General features: G+C 40.4%; 10 protein-coding genes and 1 pseudogene. 6 read left to right on the forward strand and 5 right to left on the reverse strand.

The window, feature by feature from the left end:
• Positions 1-159: 159 nt before the first annotated feature.
• On the reverse strand, positions 160-981 hold the full coding sequence (locus CEF16_RS15045) for a DUF6612 family protein (protein WP_091586668.1): 822 nt from the start codon (positions 979-981) through the stop codon (positions 160-162).
• Between the two features lie 466 nt (positions 982-1447).
• Here CEF16_RS15045 and CEF16_RS15050 point away from each other — a divergent pair, with 466 nt between their 5' ends.
• From CEF16_RS15050 to speB, 6 genes and pseudogenes are all read left to right on the forward strand, one after another.
• On the forward strand, positions 1448-2467 hold the full coding sequence (locus tag CEF16_RS15050) for a C40 family peptidase (protein WP_091586666.1): 1020 nt from the start codon (positions 1448-1450) through the stop codon (positions 2465-2467).
• 485 nt (positions 2468-2952) lie between these two features.
• Positions 2953-5061 carry a S8 family serine peptidase gene (locus tag CEF16_RS15055; protein ID WP_091586664.1) on the forward strand — a complete coding sequence of 703 codons (2109 nt, stop codon included), beginning with the start codon at positions 2953-2955 and terminating at the stop codon, positions 5059-5061.
• A 588-nt stretch (positions 5062-5649) separates the two neighbouring features.
• A pseudogene (locus tag CEF16_RS15060) lies at positions 5650-6252 on the forward strand (carbon-nitrogen hydrolase family protein); the annotation flags it as partial.
• 177 nt (positions 6253-6429) lie between these two features.
• A complete protein-coding gene (locus CEF16_RS15065) occupies positions 6430-7803 on the forward strand; it encodes a sigma-54 interaction domain-containing protein (RefSeq protein ID WP_091586661.1) in 1374 nt (457 codons plus the stop codon).
• 138 nt (positions 7804-7941) lie between these two features.
• Positions 7942-9270: a YjiH family protein gene (locus tag CEF16_RS15070; protein ID WP_091586707.1), complete on the forward strand. Its 1329-nt coding sequence runs from the start codon at positions 7942-7944 to the stop codon at positions 9268-9270.
• Positions 9271-9351: 81 nt separating this feature from the next.
• A complete protein-coding gene (gene speB / locus CEF16_RS15075; RefSeq protein WP_091586659.1) occupies positions 9352-10326 on the forward strand; it encodes an agmatinase in 975 nt (324 codons plus the stop codon).
• A 758-nt stretch (positions 10327-11084) separates the two neighbouring features.
• Here the strand turns inward: speB and CEF16_RS15080 are convergent.
• The 4 genes from CEF16_RS15080 to CEF16_RS15090 form a co-directional block, all read right to left on the reverse strand.
• Entirely contained in the window at positions 11085-11405 is a 321-nt protein-coding gene (locus tag CEF16_RS15080; protein WP_091586657.1) for a four-helix bundle copper-binding protein, read from the reverse strand.
• 157 nt (positions 11406-11562) lie between these two features.
• Positions 11563-11724 carry a hypothetical protein gene (locus CEF16_RS23850; protein ID WP_170031984.1) on the reverse strand — a complete coding sequence of 54 codons (162 nt, stop codon included), beginning with the start codon at positions 11722-11724 and terminating at the stop codon, positions 11563-11565.
• 81 nt (positions 11725-11805) lie between these two features.
• Positions 11806-12249 (reverse strand): hypothetical protein, encoded by a 444-nt coding sequence (locus tag CEF16_RS15085; protein ID WP_091586655.1) that lies wholly within the window; start codon positions 12247-12249, stop codon positions 11806-11808.
• A 172-nt stretch (positions 12250-12421) separates the two neighbouring features.
• Positions 12422-13987, reverse strand: a complete 1566-nt coding sequence (locus tag CEF16_RS15090) for a C40 family peptidase (protein ID WP_245917891.1) — start codon at positions 13985-13987, stop codon at positions 12422-12424.
• Positions 13988-14282: the final 295 nt, after the last annotated feature.

Here is a 14282-nt window from a genome sequence, read left to right on the forward strand (position 1 = left end):
CCTCCGAGGGGCTGGGCGCTGAAGCTAGACGCAGATCAAACAATATGGAGATAGTTATCCACATTTCGTAAAAATATAATTTTCTAAACAGCAAAAAAAGCAGCCCGCGTTAAATGTACGCAGACTGCTTTTTATTTAAGACTTTTATTCTACATGTTCCTAATTATTGTTTTCGCTGGCTTCTTCCTCTTCCTGCTCCGCTTCCATTTTTTGACGTTCGATTTCTTTAACCTTTTCTTCCAGAAAGTTTTCGAGGTTTCCATTCACTTCATTATATTCGTCATAACGAACATAAGATATTTCATTAAATGCTCTTAATTCCCCGGCTATCTCGATCGTAAAGGAAAAACGGCTGTCATATCCTAAGAGAAGCTTATTTTCTTTATCTATATAAGCAATCATGTCGATCCGCTCAAGCTGAATCGATTCCCGTTCTTCTTCACTAAGTCCCCCGGCTGATTCTGAAATGCCAAGAGCATTTAGTTTCTTTTCTACTAATGATTTATGCCGTTCTTCTGTACCTTTAAAAGACACTTCGTAGTAATCATCTACTTCTTTCATCAAAAACTCTTCTTCAAATTCGAGAAAGAAGTTCATATCTTCTACGGGGCTTATCATCGACTCTAGTTCAGGCGCTTCGGTACTATGATCTTCCCACTCTTCATTCTCTCTGATTTCTGTTTCGCTGCCATTTATCCTAACATCTAGCTCTACAGGTTCCTCTAAATCGATAAGGTTCATGTTCGTTTCTATGTAAGCTTCAAGCGGGTCGTTGTATTGAACAGCTCCCCGGGTGAAATTGCTGACACCTTCTTGTTCTGCGCTCAATGTATTAGAATGCGTGAAGTACACACTGTCGAGCTCTTCCATTGCTTCTATCGATTGTTTATATACTTCTTCAGGAAGCTGCTGTTCGCCGCAGGCACTTAACAATAATAGACCAGCACTTACAGCAGCAGCGGCTGCTTTTGTACCTCTCATAATAGTTGTCTCCTATTTTTCTCGTTGATTTTGCATTTACAGTGTTATTTTACAAGGCGCGCAGCGAAAAGGCAAAGACTGTTTTATCGTATGACTTTCGTACTCCGCTATTTATAAGGTTACAATTTTCATTATGAACATTTTGTGACAAAAACGATCATATTACATCATTGTTACAAAGTGTTTTTTCCTCTATAAAAGGGTTTTACAAGGTGTCCTTGTCCATATCATATTTTCTCAATATTGGAATTTACATAGGGAAATGGTGAGATTTGTATCATTTTGTCTTTATCTTGTTACATAAATGTAAACTCATAGGCCCTTCTTACATGCTAGACTATGAATTGTGTTTAAAAAGGATAGAAATAGACTATATTCGACACTACTTTTAAATCTATATAACGAATTATACATCACAGCAACTAGATTTCGACCTTTTAAAATTTCATCGAGAGGGGTGGCCTTTGTGGTCAAGAAAAGCTTTATGGCAGTGATGAGCTTGGTTCTGCTGCTGTCTGTATTTTCGTTTCAGCCTGGGGCAGCTGATGCGAAAGGCGATCAGATCGTAGAAGAAGCAAGAAAACATCTTGGAACACCTTATAAATATGGAGGAACGACTCCGAGCGGATTTGATTGTTCCGGCTTTACCGGCTACGTATTTGACAAAGCAGGAGAAGATTTACCTAGAACGGCAGCTCAACAGTATAACGTTGGAAAATCAGTAAAAAAATCAAATCTTCAAAAAGGCGATTTGGTTTTCTTTTCAAATGGATCTTCTATAAGCCATAATGGGATTTACATAGGAAACGGAAAATTTATTCATTCTTCTTCTTCTAACGGTATTAGTATTTCTAAAGTAGATGATCCCTATTACTGGGGAAGCCGCTATAAAGGGGCAAAACGAGTAATTGATGAAAAAGAAGAAGGAGTAAAGTCAGAAACATTAGAACCTCTTCCAGACGGCCAGTATCATGATGTGAAAGAAGGTTTCTGGGCGTACAATAGCATTAACTCTCTATCACAAGATGGTATTATAAACGGATACAGTGACAGTACTTTCAAACCATCTAAAAGCATTACAAGAGCGCAAGCTGCTACTCTATTAATGAAAGCTTTAGATCTTCCTCGTAACGGGAAAGACAGCAGGTTTAATGACGTTTCGAGTAAACATGAACACGCTACAGCAATTAAAGCAGCAGACGAAGCTGGATTAATTACTGGTAATGAGAATGGTGAATTCATGCCGGAAGATCCAATGACCCGCCAGCAAATGGCTGTTGTTTTCTACCGCGCATTTGATCTTGAAGGAACGGAATATGACGGAGATTTTGTTGATGTAAGTACGGATCATCGTTACCATAAACATATCAGTGCAATTGCTGGCAGCGGTATTGCATCAGGTAATGAAAACGGAGAATATGAACCAGGTCGAGAAACAACACGCGCCCACTTCTCTGTTTTTCTTGAAAATGCATTGGATAAATAAGACCGACCATTTAAGACTCGCCATTACGGTGGGTCTTTTTTTATCGAAAGAATAAAGCACTCACATGGTGGGGGCGGCCATGAATGGGAGTATGGGGCTAACGCTTATTCTTTCTATCATATGTTATCCAAATCCATTTCAAGCTTCAAAGAAGCAGGCACTTAATAAGAGGGGGCAGTGAGAAAGTTTATCTTTATGGTATTGGTATTACCTTTATTGTAAGATTTTAAACCTAAAAAGAAGAAAATTTTTCTTATACTTTAGGAAAGTTTACATTTGTTAAAAGATCAAAGTATAAGAAAAACTGCGTCTTCCACCATAGGACTCGGCTTTAAGCCGAGTTTTTCTAATTTCTTTTGTTTTTTATTTATATGAAACTTTTATACTAAGTCGTCGTAAATGCATAGAATATTCTACCAATCTATGATCAATTTGTTGTACTATTAACCTTAGAAAGAATTCAACAAAGAAAGCGGGGAATATGAATGTTTCGCAGAACGCTAAGTGTTTGTGCAGCGTCTGCTCTTCTTTTTTCCTACCCTGTAGCTGGATTGGCGAACGATTCTGTTTCTAATCAGGATGATACATATGTTGTAGGATTTAATGAAGTGCTTGATTTAGATGTTATAAAAGCAGCTGGCGGAGAAACCACCCAGACGTGGGAGAGAATTGAAGCTGCCGAGGTGGAGATGACTGAACATGAAGCAGCTTCACTCGCGTCTCACCCTGGTATTTCTTATGTAGAAATTGATAAAGAAGTGAACGTTTCGAGTGAGCGTTCATTGAAAAATTGGGGGCTCGATCAAGTAAATGCCCCAAATGCGTGGGATGAAAGCGTAACAGGGGCAGGTGTTGATGTAGCTGTGATTGACACAGGGATAAGCACATCCCACCCTTCTCTTGACGTAGATGGCGGTTATTCAGCCGTTGATTACACAGATTCCTATGATGACGATAATGGACACGGCACCCATGCAGCCGGGATTATTGGAGCAAATCAACCGGAATCTGGGCTTTTAGGGGTTGCCCCTGAAGCTGATCTATTTGCTGTAAAGGTGCTTGATGAGAATGGAAATGGTTCGCTTACCCAGATGCTTGATGGTATTGAGTGGGCGATTGAAGAAGAAATGAGTGTTATTAATATGAGTTTTGGCACACTTACCGATTCCAATGCGATGAAATCTATGGTAGACAAAGCTTATGAAAATGATATCATTGTCGCTGCGGCTTCTGGTAATCGCGGGGAGTCCTCTACTTCAAGCAATCGAGTTGAATATCCGGCACGATATGACTCTGTTATTGCTGTCGGAGCAGTAGATGAGAACAATGAACGGGCCTTTTTTTCTGCGTCTGGAGAAGCTGTTGAATTGGCTGCACCGGGCGTGGATATTGTGAGCACCTATACGGATTCTACATACGGACCGTTAAGCGGCACCTCGATGGCTACCCCATTTGTTGCCGGTGCATTTGCGTTATTAAAAGAAGCGTATCCAGAAAAAGGAGCCGAAGCATTACGCACCATCCTTCAAGAGGAAGCAAAGGATCTCGGAGAACCAGGGCGCGATCCTCGCTACGGTTACGGCCTTCTCCAAATACCGGACTTTAGTGACGCATCTGTAGACGATAACAAATCAATACCAGAAGAGTCGGAGGACGAACCAATAGAAGAACCAAAAGAAGAAGATATTGAAGATAACCTTATAGGAGAAGGTCCAATTGAAACACCGGATGAAAATGAGGAAATTTCTCCTCCTGCTGATTTGCAATCTAACGTAGACTATAATGACGATGGTTTAATAGAAGTGATACTCTCCTGGGATCATACAGAGGACGAAAATACGTCACATTATCAAATATATAGAAACGGTGAGGCTTATGAGCAGGTCAATGAAACTACGTTTATAGATTTTGACGTAGAACCTGGTACATACACGTATGAAGTCACCGTTGTCGACGCAGACGGAACAGAGTCTGAAAAAAGCGAAACAGTTGAAGTCTACGTAGAAGAACACGAGGAAGAAGATACAGGTTTTTCTTGGCCGGAAAAGGTCAATAACTCCCCTTCTTTTCAGGATGTCGATGACGACTTCTGGGCCCATGGGCCTATAGAAGAATTATCCGCACGAGGCATTATTACAGGAAGTGACGGTGTATTTCGTCCAGGTGAACCTGTTCGACGCGGGCAATCCCTAGCCATGATTGGACGGCTTTTAGACTGGGATGACACTCCCGTTGACACCCGTTTCCCGGATGTGGACGACAGTTATTTTGGCTCCGGCTTTATCGCACATGGTACGGCTGAAGGGTATGTCTCCGGCTTTTCCGACGGTACTTTCCGCCCAAACCAAGATATCACCCGCGGGCAAATGGCAGCTATTTTAGGCAGTGTGTTTGAATTAAGCAAAACGATCGAGGATGATCGTTTTTCAGACGTCCATGACAACACCACCGGACAAAGTGCTATTGGCTACTTAGCCGAACAAGGAATTGTAAGCGGCTATGACGATGGCACCTTCCGGCCAGGAAAAAAACTCTCTCGCGCTCAATTTGCAAGCATTTTGTATCATTTAGGAGAGCATTTGATAGAAGAATAGATGGGAAATACCCGGGACGGAGGGGGCTGCCGTTCCGGGTATTGTTATGTAAGCAGATTGGCAAGTGCTTTGTTGTAGTTTTACTGGCAGTTTTTCCAATTTGTTTCCAATACGAGCCGAAATGCAGCATTTACTCGCCGATTAGTTCGATTTACTCGCCGTTTTGAGTACATTACTCGCCATCGAGAACTAAATACTCGCCAGTCTTAAGGGATCCGCTCTCTGCCACTTTATATGGCGGGTTTATCCTGATTAGCGAACGATCAGGGGTTGGGTGCGCCGCTTTTCCAAGTCGCATATACAGCTCTTTTTTCCAGTCTATTTCCATTACTAGCCGTAATTCCACATTTACTCGCCGTTCAGTTCCATTTACTATCCGTTTTGAGCCGTTTACTCGCCAACTTGAATTAAATACTCGCCAGTCTTAAGGGATCCGCTTTCTATCACTTTATATGGCGGGTTTATCCTGATTGGCGGACGCATCAGATTGCGTGTAGCGCTTTTACAAGTCGCAAATACAAGCTATTTTTTCCAGTCACTTCCATTACTAGCCGTAATACGTGATTTACTCGCCATGAAGCCGAAACAGCTGAAGGTCCTGGTTTTGATGCTATCGCAGCTATAGCAGCCAAGCATAATCTCTATATCATTTATGGTTTTGCCGAGAAAGAAAACAGTTCAATGGAGCATATCTTTAACTCTGTCAACCTTATCTCTCCTTCCGGAAAAAGAGTGGACACGTACCGAAAAATTCAACTAACAAAAGAGGAAAAACAGCTTTTTAATTCAGGCTCTACTCTTTCTGTTGTGGAAACGGAAGTGGGCATTATTGGAATGATGATCTGCTGGGATTTAGCTTTTCCCGAAATCTCTTTGGAATTAGCTAAAAACCATGCCTCTTTGTTTCTTGCTCCAAGTGCATGGGAAATGCCTTATAACCATTCCTTTCATCAATTCGCAGCAGCACGTGCTTTGGATCACACGGTTTTTACAGCAGCAAGTAATCATATCGGAGAAAACACTCCCCTTCATTTCTTTGGTGAATCCGCAATCTACCGTCCAGACGGAAGTCTGTACTCACGAGGACCAGAAGATTATCCTGCTTTTGTCCAAGCAGAAATTGATTATGTATACCAAAACTATTGTGAAAACCACTTTTATAACATGAACGTAGATCGGTTAACTTTTTAAAAACGTCTAGATAAAGAATCTAGACGTTTTTATATTTCCGGACATAATTACAACTTTCTGTTATTCTAATTGTAATAAAATTTATTCTTTATCGAATAAAAAATACACTTCTATTGGTGGCTGAATAATCTCATTTCGTAAATTATTTTATTCAAATTTGAATTGGAGGAACTTCTCATGAGCTATAACATCCGGGAAGACGAAAATGAAGTTATTTTACAATCTCTTCAAGATGATTTACTCGTAACGGATACCGATGGAATAATCACACGGGTTACCGCTGCTATGAAAAGCTTGTATGGGGTAGAAAATAAAGAATTGGTTGGAAAATCAGTATATGAGCTTGAAAAATCAGGCGTTTGCACTCCAATAGTTACACCACTTGTTAAGGAAAGCGGTAAACGTACAACTATTATTCAAACAACCAAGGAAAATAAAAAACTTCTCGTTACCGGTGTCCCAGTGTTTAATGATAACGGCAAGCTTTGGCGGATTGCTACGTACTCTCATGATGTAACGGAACTTGTTAACATGCGGGAATACCTTGCTCATATGGAAGAAGAAATGCAACGTGTTTTAAACGAACTGAACCACCTTCGCAGCCAGTACTTACAAGAACACGGGTTTATCGCTCGATCTTCTTCTATGAAACGCTGCCTTGAAATGGCCAGACAGGTTGCTGATACTGATGTTAATGTTTTATTGCTTGGTGAATCAGGCGTAGGAAAAACCCAGGTGGCTAAAATGATACATCAAGAAAGTCCACGGAAAGAGGGACCATTTATTGAAGTGAACTGTGGAGCTATTCCAGAAACCTTATTTGAAGCCGAATTTTTTGGTTATGAAGGAGGGGCATTTACAGGATCACATAAAAATGGAAAAGTTGGTCTTGCAGAGCTTTCCGAAAAAGGAACTCTATTTCTCGATGAAGTAGGAGAACTATCCCTGAACAATCAGGTGAAAGTTTTAAAATTCATTCAAGAAAAACAATTCTATCGGGTTGGCGGCCGCAAGCCAAAAAATATAGATTTTCGTTTGGTCACAGCAACCAATCAACCCCTAATAGAATTAGTTGAAGAAAAACGTTTCCGTGAAGATTTATTTTTCCGCCTTAACGTTGTACCCATTACCATTCCGCCGCTTCGTGAGCGCACGTCAGACATCATTCCTTTAATTGAATATTTTGTCCAGGATTTTTCTAAAAAACATAACCGTGACATTCAAATGGATAAAGCAGCTCTAAAGATTCTTTGTGAACAGGAATGGAAAGGGAACGTCCGCGAATTAATGAATGTTATGGAAAGACTTATTGTCACCTCACCAACCAAACTAATTAGTGCAGAAGAAATCTGGATGCCTCTTGGAAACGACAAAAAAGACACTAAAAAATATACTTTTCAAGGTTCACTGCCCGATACCCTTTCCTCAGTAGAAGAAGCCCTTTTAAAAGAAGCAGCTTCATCGTGCCGTACCACAACAGAAATGGCCGAATGGCTTGGAATCAGTCAGCCAACTGTCTTTCGAAAGCTAAGAAAATACAACATTAAATAAACTTGGCATAAAATTTGCAATTAAATAACGACAAACATTGCAAAGGGTGATTTTGTGAACAATCTACTTGAAAAAGAACCGGACGAAAAAGACGCGAAACTAGAAACAGATCTATCTTTTTGGACAACTCAAAATAAGATGAAATCTTTTATTGTATCCCTTTTCAGCTTGTTCTTATTTCTAGTTCCTGTGCCTTATCAAAACCAATGGACAATCGGAATTGGAATTATAGCTGAAGCTCTGCAGACTGTATTTGAAGACTATTTACCTCCATTCATGTCACTCATACTCGTTCTGTCTTTAATTGGAAGCGTTATCACAAAACTTGGTTTACGGAATCAATACGGATGGGCTGTACGCTCTGAATTTATGAAGGAATTATTTGATGTCAATTGGTTTTGGGGGACTTTGAGAGTAACCGGAGCAATTTTTGCAATAATGACTCTATTTCAATTTGGTCCTGAATTTATTTGGTCTGACATTACAGGCGGGACTGTGTTGTTTGAACTGGTTCCGGTGCTCACTACCTGGTTTTTCATTGCAGGTTTTTTAATGCCTCTTTTGCTTCGTTTCGGACTGATGGAATTTATGGGAACGGTAGTAAGAGGATTAATGCGTCCGCTTTTTAAGCTGCCGGGACGCTCATCGATTGATGCTATGGCTTCATGGATGGGCAGCGGAACCGTAGGTGCTCTTATTACGACACAGCAATATGAAAGCGGATATTATACAAAACGAGAAGCCTCAGTGATTGCCACTAACTTCTCTGTTGCTTCCATTGCATTTAGTCTGGTTGTTATCAGCTTTATCGGGATGGACCATATGTTTTTACAATTCTATATTACTGTCATTGTTGCAGGGTTTGCAGCCGCCATCATATGCCCTAGAATTCCACCTCTTTCAAAAAAAGAAGAAGTATATTATGAGCCAGCAGGAAAACAAATTTCTGAAGAAGTACCTGCCGGAAAGTCACGGTTACGCTGGGCTGCAGAAAAAGCAGTCGCAAAAGCATCCGAAGTAAAAAATGTTTCTTCCATTGTGAAAAATGGCGTGCAAAATGTTCTGGATATATGGTTTGGATTAATTCCTCTAGTTATGGGGCTAGGTACAATTGCCTTAGTTATCGCCGAGTTCACGCCAATATTTAATATTCTTTCCTATCCACTCGTTCCAGTTTTGGAATTAGCACGTATTCCAGAAGCTGCTGATGCTGCACCGGCAATGATCGTTGGCTTTGCGGATATGTTTTTACCAGCGGTGATTGGAAGCGGAATAGAAAGTGAGCTGACACGGTTTGTGATTGCCGTTCTTTCGATGACACAGCTCGTGTATATGTCAGAAATAGGTATTTTGCTGCTTCGTTCACGTATCCCAGTATCTTTTCTTGATCTAGTTATTGTATTTATTCAGCGCACCATTATTACACTGCCGATCATTATTCTAATGGCGCACCTTTTCTTTTTTTAACTTCGGCATAAAAATTGCATTATTTATATGGTAAAACATATATCAATTTCATTTTCATCTAGTCAACAAGGAGGAACCAAAATGTACAAACCAAAAGATTCTTCAAAAAGCCCTCGTTATACAGGTGTGCGTACGTTTATGCGCCTTGAACAAATTCAGACAACGGAAGGTGTTGATTTTGTCGTAGCAGGAAATCCTTTCGATACCGCTGTGTCTAATAGAATTGGTGCTCGCGGCGGCCCTCAGCATATTCGAAATTTTTCTGTTCTTCTTCGTCCATACAACCCTGATCAAGGTATCAACATTTTCGATTATTGCTCTGGTGTGGATTATGGAGATTTTGAAATTGTTCCTCAAAATATTCATCGGTCCTATGATATTGTAGGAGAACAGCTGGCTCCTATAATTGAAAAAGAAATCACCCCGATTATCCTTGGAGGAGACCATTCTGTTTCGCTTGGCCATCTACGGGCATTTGCTAAAAAATACGGACCAGTCGCTCTCGTTCATTTTGATTCTCACAGTGATACTTGGGACAATTATTTTGGCGAAAAATACATGCACGGCACACCATTTCGTCGTGCAGTAGAGGAGGGGCTAATTGATACCTCTCATTCGATTCAAGTCGGACTGCGTGGTCCGCTTTATGGTCCGGAGGACATTACAGATCCGGAAGAATTAGGGTTTAAAACCATTCCGATGCGAGAGGTCCGAAAGCTTGGAAAGGATGAAGTGCTTCGTCAAATTCATGAACGAGCGGGAAATAAACCCGTGTTTGTTTCCTATGATATTGATTTTGTTGATCCCGCTTTTGCCCCGGGCACCGGTACCCCAGAAGTAGCCGGTCCTGACAGCTTCGAAGCATTAGAATATGTCAGGGAGCTTTACGGCTTAAATATTAAAGGGTTTGACCTAGTAGAAGTGCTGCCGGAATATGACAGCGACGACATAACAGCAGCACTTGCATCTACTATCGCTTTTGAGATGATAACACTTGTTGCTATGCAAAAACGAGATCAACAAGCAGAACTTAGTACACAAACACAGACTATATAACCAAACCACCCCCTAGCATCCCTAAATAAAGGATTAAAGGGGGTTCTTTATTATTGGCATTGTACGTTTGGTTCTTTGATTCTGTTTCTGCTGTATTTGGGTAAACGAAACAACCAAATAAATCAATCACTTTCAAACTATCAAATATACCTTTTTTCGAACTAATTAGTTGGTAACCGTTCTAAATTGCATATGAACTTTTTCAAATATCAATGAGACTCTTATTTACCATTCTATTTCCATTACTAGCCAAAACACTGGATTTACTCGCCGTCTTGGATCATTTACTATCCGGTTTCACCATTTTACTCGCCGACTTACGATAAATACTCGCCATGCTTTCTTTAAAATAGTGAGTTCCGCTTTTTGCCACGTTGTATGATAAGAACTGACTTGGTTGGTAACCGTTCCTGATTGCGTAAGGACGATTTTTCAAGTCATGAATACTGACCCCTATTTTCAAGTTCATTTCCATCACTAGCCGAAATAACGCATTTATTCGCCGATTGGCTTATTTACTACCTATTTAAACCTTCTTGCCTTCTCTGCTCTCTACCACGTTGTATGGTGGCATTATCCTGATTGCGCATGGCTGCTTTCCACAGGACATACTGGCCAACACACAGATGAGCATTCAATCATGAACCTAATCCATTTGAACATGTTTATTATCATGTTTATAATTATTTTACATGTTATGTTTATTGTTATGTTTGTCTTAAAAAGCCCGGTAAGCAGTGCTTTCCGGGCTTTTCGTCTTAGGATGCCATTTCGCGGCATACTTTTGCACATTTATAACAAACTTCCGCGCAGCGCTGGCAATGGTCATGTTCATGTTTCGCACATTCATCTCCGCATGCTTGGCAGATTTCCGCACACAACCCGCAAATTTTTCCGGCAAATGGACTGTTGCTTTGCATGGCTTTTGCTGCAAAAGCACAGATATCTGCACATTCTCGATCAAGCCGGATACAGTCCGCCATCATTTTTACATTGTCTTCTCTCAGGCAAGCGTCATAACACATATTGCACTCTTCCATACACTCTAGACAAGCTTGAATACATTCTTGGTAAGTCATACGGCTCGTCCTCCTTCACATATTGTGTAATATTGGTGCGGACAGTACAGCTTTACCCATTATTTATAAAGAAAATGTGAAGAAACGAAAATTTTCATCAAAATTTTATGCTTAAATAAAGAAAACCACTCCAAGAGGTTCTTTTTTCTTGAAGTGGTTATTTGTGATCTTTATTGATTGCTTCATTTCGAAGTGTTTGCTTTATTTTATCGTGTAATTGTTTGGATTTTTCTCTTTCTTTATTTGAACGAAACACACTGAGCTGGTCGCGTCCAAGCACTTTGAGTAAATGTTTTTTCTCCTCTTCGGTCAACAGCATGGTGTTCTCCCCTGATATCTTTTTTTCTGCATTGTATCATAGGACTTTCTTTTTTATTCTATAATTGGCTCTTATGCAACGTTAAAGATATCCTCTCCCCTGTAAACGTGCAATGGATTTTAACCAATCCTGTGGGTGAATATATCCTTTAATAAATATCTTCCCAGGCATATCGATCTGCATCATCACGATAAGATCCATGATAAGCGGTGTCGATAATTTGCCGTAGTCATTGGTGACACCGATCAAAATTAGCGGATGTGTTTGATTTACATAGGAACGCAGGTCAGAATATAAAAGAATAGCATCTGTTGTAAACGATCGTTTTATATGAACATGAATATGCCCGTCACATATTCTTCGTGTGATTTCAGCTTTTTCTGGATATGTTGCTATTTGGTTCTCTTGTAAATGTTCAATGTACTTTTTCATTTTTTGAAACATTTTGTCCCAATTATACTGTGTCACTTTTGTGGGAAGTAAATGCACTTCAAGTGCATCTAATTCTAATGCATCGCTTAGCATAAGATACCTCCTGCTGTCATATTACTGCCTGCTTTAAAAAATATCCCCTAATTCTCTATTAAAAAAAACTGGCCTTTCCGAGAAAATTCCTGGCAGTAAGTTTTGTTTTCGGTTAACATCCTAACTGTACAAATAAAACCTAACCCTGTTTTTGCAGAGTCAGGTCTTTCATTTAAAAGTAACGCTTTACACCTAGATATCTTTCATCCCAATAACTTGTGTTCATGTTACTAACCGTAACCCCTGTAGAACTTCCTGAATGGATAAACTGGTCATTTCCCATATAAATACCAGCATGCGAAGGACCTTCTTGATATGTCTCAAAAAATACAATGTCTCCAACGCGTGGTGTATCCACGCTAGTCCCAGCATCATATATACCAGCTACTGTGCGCGGCAGCTCCACTCCGTTTTCTTTAAAAACATACTGTAAAAACCCACTGCAATCAAAGCCAGATGAGGAACTTCCTCCCCATACATAAGGCGTACCGATATGTTCAGCGGCATCCGCTACAAGATTAGTCACGTTTACTTTTCCGTTCGATGGAGTCTCTGCAGGCTTTGCTTCTTCCGGCTTCTCCTCAACAGACGTCAGCTCTTTTAACTTGTTCAACGTCACAGGTCCTGCCACTCCATCCCTTTGTAACCCGTGTTCTTGCTGAAAATCTTTGACTGCGTGTTCTGTTACCTCTCCGTAAACACCAGTGGGCTCCATCTTTAAAAACCCAAGCTGCTGGAGCTGAGCTTGAAGGGCTTCCACTTCCTGTCCACGTGATTCATATCGAAGTTCAGACGATATTTGATCGTTATTCTGATTTTGTTCTTCTATTTCTGTATCACTTTTTAGTGATTGAGCATTCTTTGGATTATTTTGTATTTTGTTTAGTGTTTTTGGGCCGGCCATGCCGTCGACTTGAAGGTTGTTATTTATTTGGAATTTTCGGACAGCCTTTTCCGTCATAGGACCAAAAATGCCCGTAATATCTTTATTATAGTATCCTAAGTCTTTTAACTGCCGCTGCAGTAGAGAGACGTCACTATTTTTATCACCGCTAGAAAGGACTTTAAATGTATCAGAATAGGTTTGTGTTTTGTCAGTTTCTTCATGTTTAGAGTCGGACGTCGGCTGTTCTGCCACTTGAACACTCTTAAGGGCAGCGAACGTCTGCGGACCTGCGATTCCATCAACAGCCAAGTTTTCTTCTCTTTGAAATTTTTTAACAGACTCCTTCAGCTGGCGTCCATAATAACCGTTTTGATCGCCGTTGTAATACCCTAATGAATGTAGTTGACGCTGTAATTCTGTGACCTCTTCCTTTTGATCGCCAAGTCGTAAAATAGTAGAGCTGCCAAGCAACATTTTTTTCTTGCTCGATTGTTTAGAAGCTGAAGAAGTGGAGGAAGCCAATTTATCGGGCGGATTCGTGCGCTCCGTTAATAGAACCCCGAACGTTTGGGGACCTGCAATTCCATCAGCAGTCAAATTATGTTTTTTCTGAAAAGCTAGAACTGCTTCTTTCGTACGATCACCGTAATAGCCTGTTGTCGTGTGATATGTAAAATAACCTTTGTCTCTTAACAAATCCTGAAGCTTTTTCACTTCATCATTGTTTGTGCCAGGATAAAGCGTATCATCACCAAGCGCTGCATCCGCTGCGAGCGGAGCGGCCAAAATCGCCCCTGTCACTGTTGTGGAAGTTACAACGACTTTCTTCATTGTAGTGGTCGTTTCGAACAAACCCATCCCTCCCCGGTTTTGATAGCGGCTCACTAGGGGTAAGAGCCAAACTGTTTACTAGATTCTAAAGCAGTATTCGACGACTGAAAGTTCCAGACGTTTAGGTCTTTTAATGCAGAACATTTCTCTATATTTTTCATTATATAGCTTAATTGTTATTTTAGCTATAGGTTTTTCACTATGGTGAACGAATTTTCTGCAATTTTTTAGAATATTGTGCAAAGGGTTTTAGTTGAAGAATGAGCATGGTTTGGGTGGAGCCAAAACCTACCAGGTTCGTCCTAGTTGGTGGATT

It is taken from the genome of Alteribacillus bidgolensis (assembly GCF_002886255.1).
Lineage (GTDB): Bacteria > Bacillota > Bacilli > Bacillales > Marinococcaceae > Alteribacillus > Alteribacillus bidgolensis.

Excerpts from the sequence above, each read along its gene's own strand:
- CEF16_RS15080 (WP_091586657.1), bottom strand. The coding sequence starts at position 11,405 with ATGACTTACCAAGAATGTATTCAAGCTTGTCTAGAGTGTATGGAAGAG.
- CEF16_RS15085 (WP_091586655.1), bottom strand. The coding sequence starts at position 12,249 with ATGCTAAGCGATGCATTAGAATTAGATGCACTTGAAGTGCATTTACTT.
- CEF16_RS23850 (WP_170031984.1), bottom strand. The coding sequence starts at position 11,724 with ATGCTGTTGACCGAAGAGGAGAAAAAACATTTACTCAAAGTGCTTGGA.
- speB (WP_091586659.1), top strand. The coding sequence starts at position 9,352 with ATGTACAAACCAAAAGATTCTTCAAAAAGCCCTCGTTATACAGGTGTG.
- CEF16_RS15045 (WP_091586668.1), bottom strand. The coding sequence starts at position 981 with ATGAGAGGTACAAAAGCAGCCGCTGCTGCTGTAAGTGCTGGTCTATTA.
- CEF16_RS15055 (WP_091586664.1), top strand. The coding sequence starts at position 2,953 with ATGTTTCGCAGAACGCTAAGTGTTTGTGCAGCGTCTGCTCTTCTTTTT.
- CEF16_RS15065 (WP_091586661.1), top strand. The coding sequence starts at position 6,430 with ATGAGCTATAACATCCGGGAAGACGAAAATGAAGTTATTTTACAATCT.
- CEF16_RS15070 (WP_091586707.1), top strand. The coding sequence starts at position 7,942 with ATGAAATCTTTTATTGTATCCCTTTTCAGCTTGTTCTTATTTCTAGTT.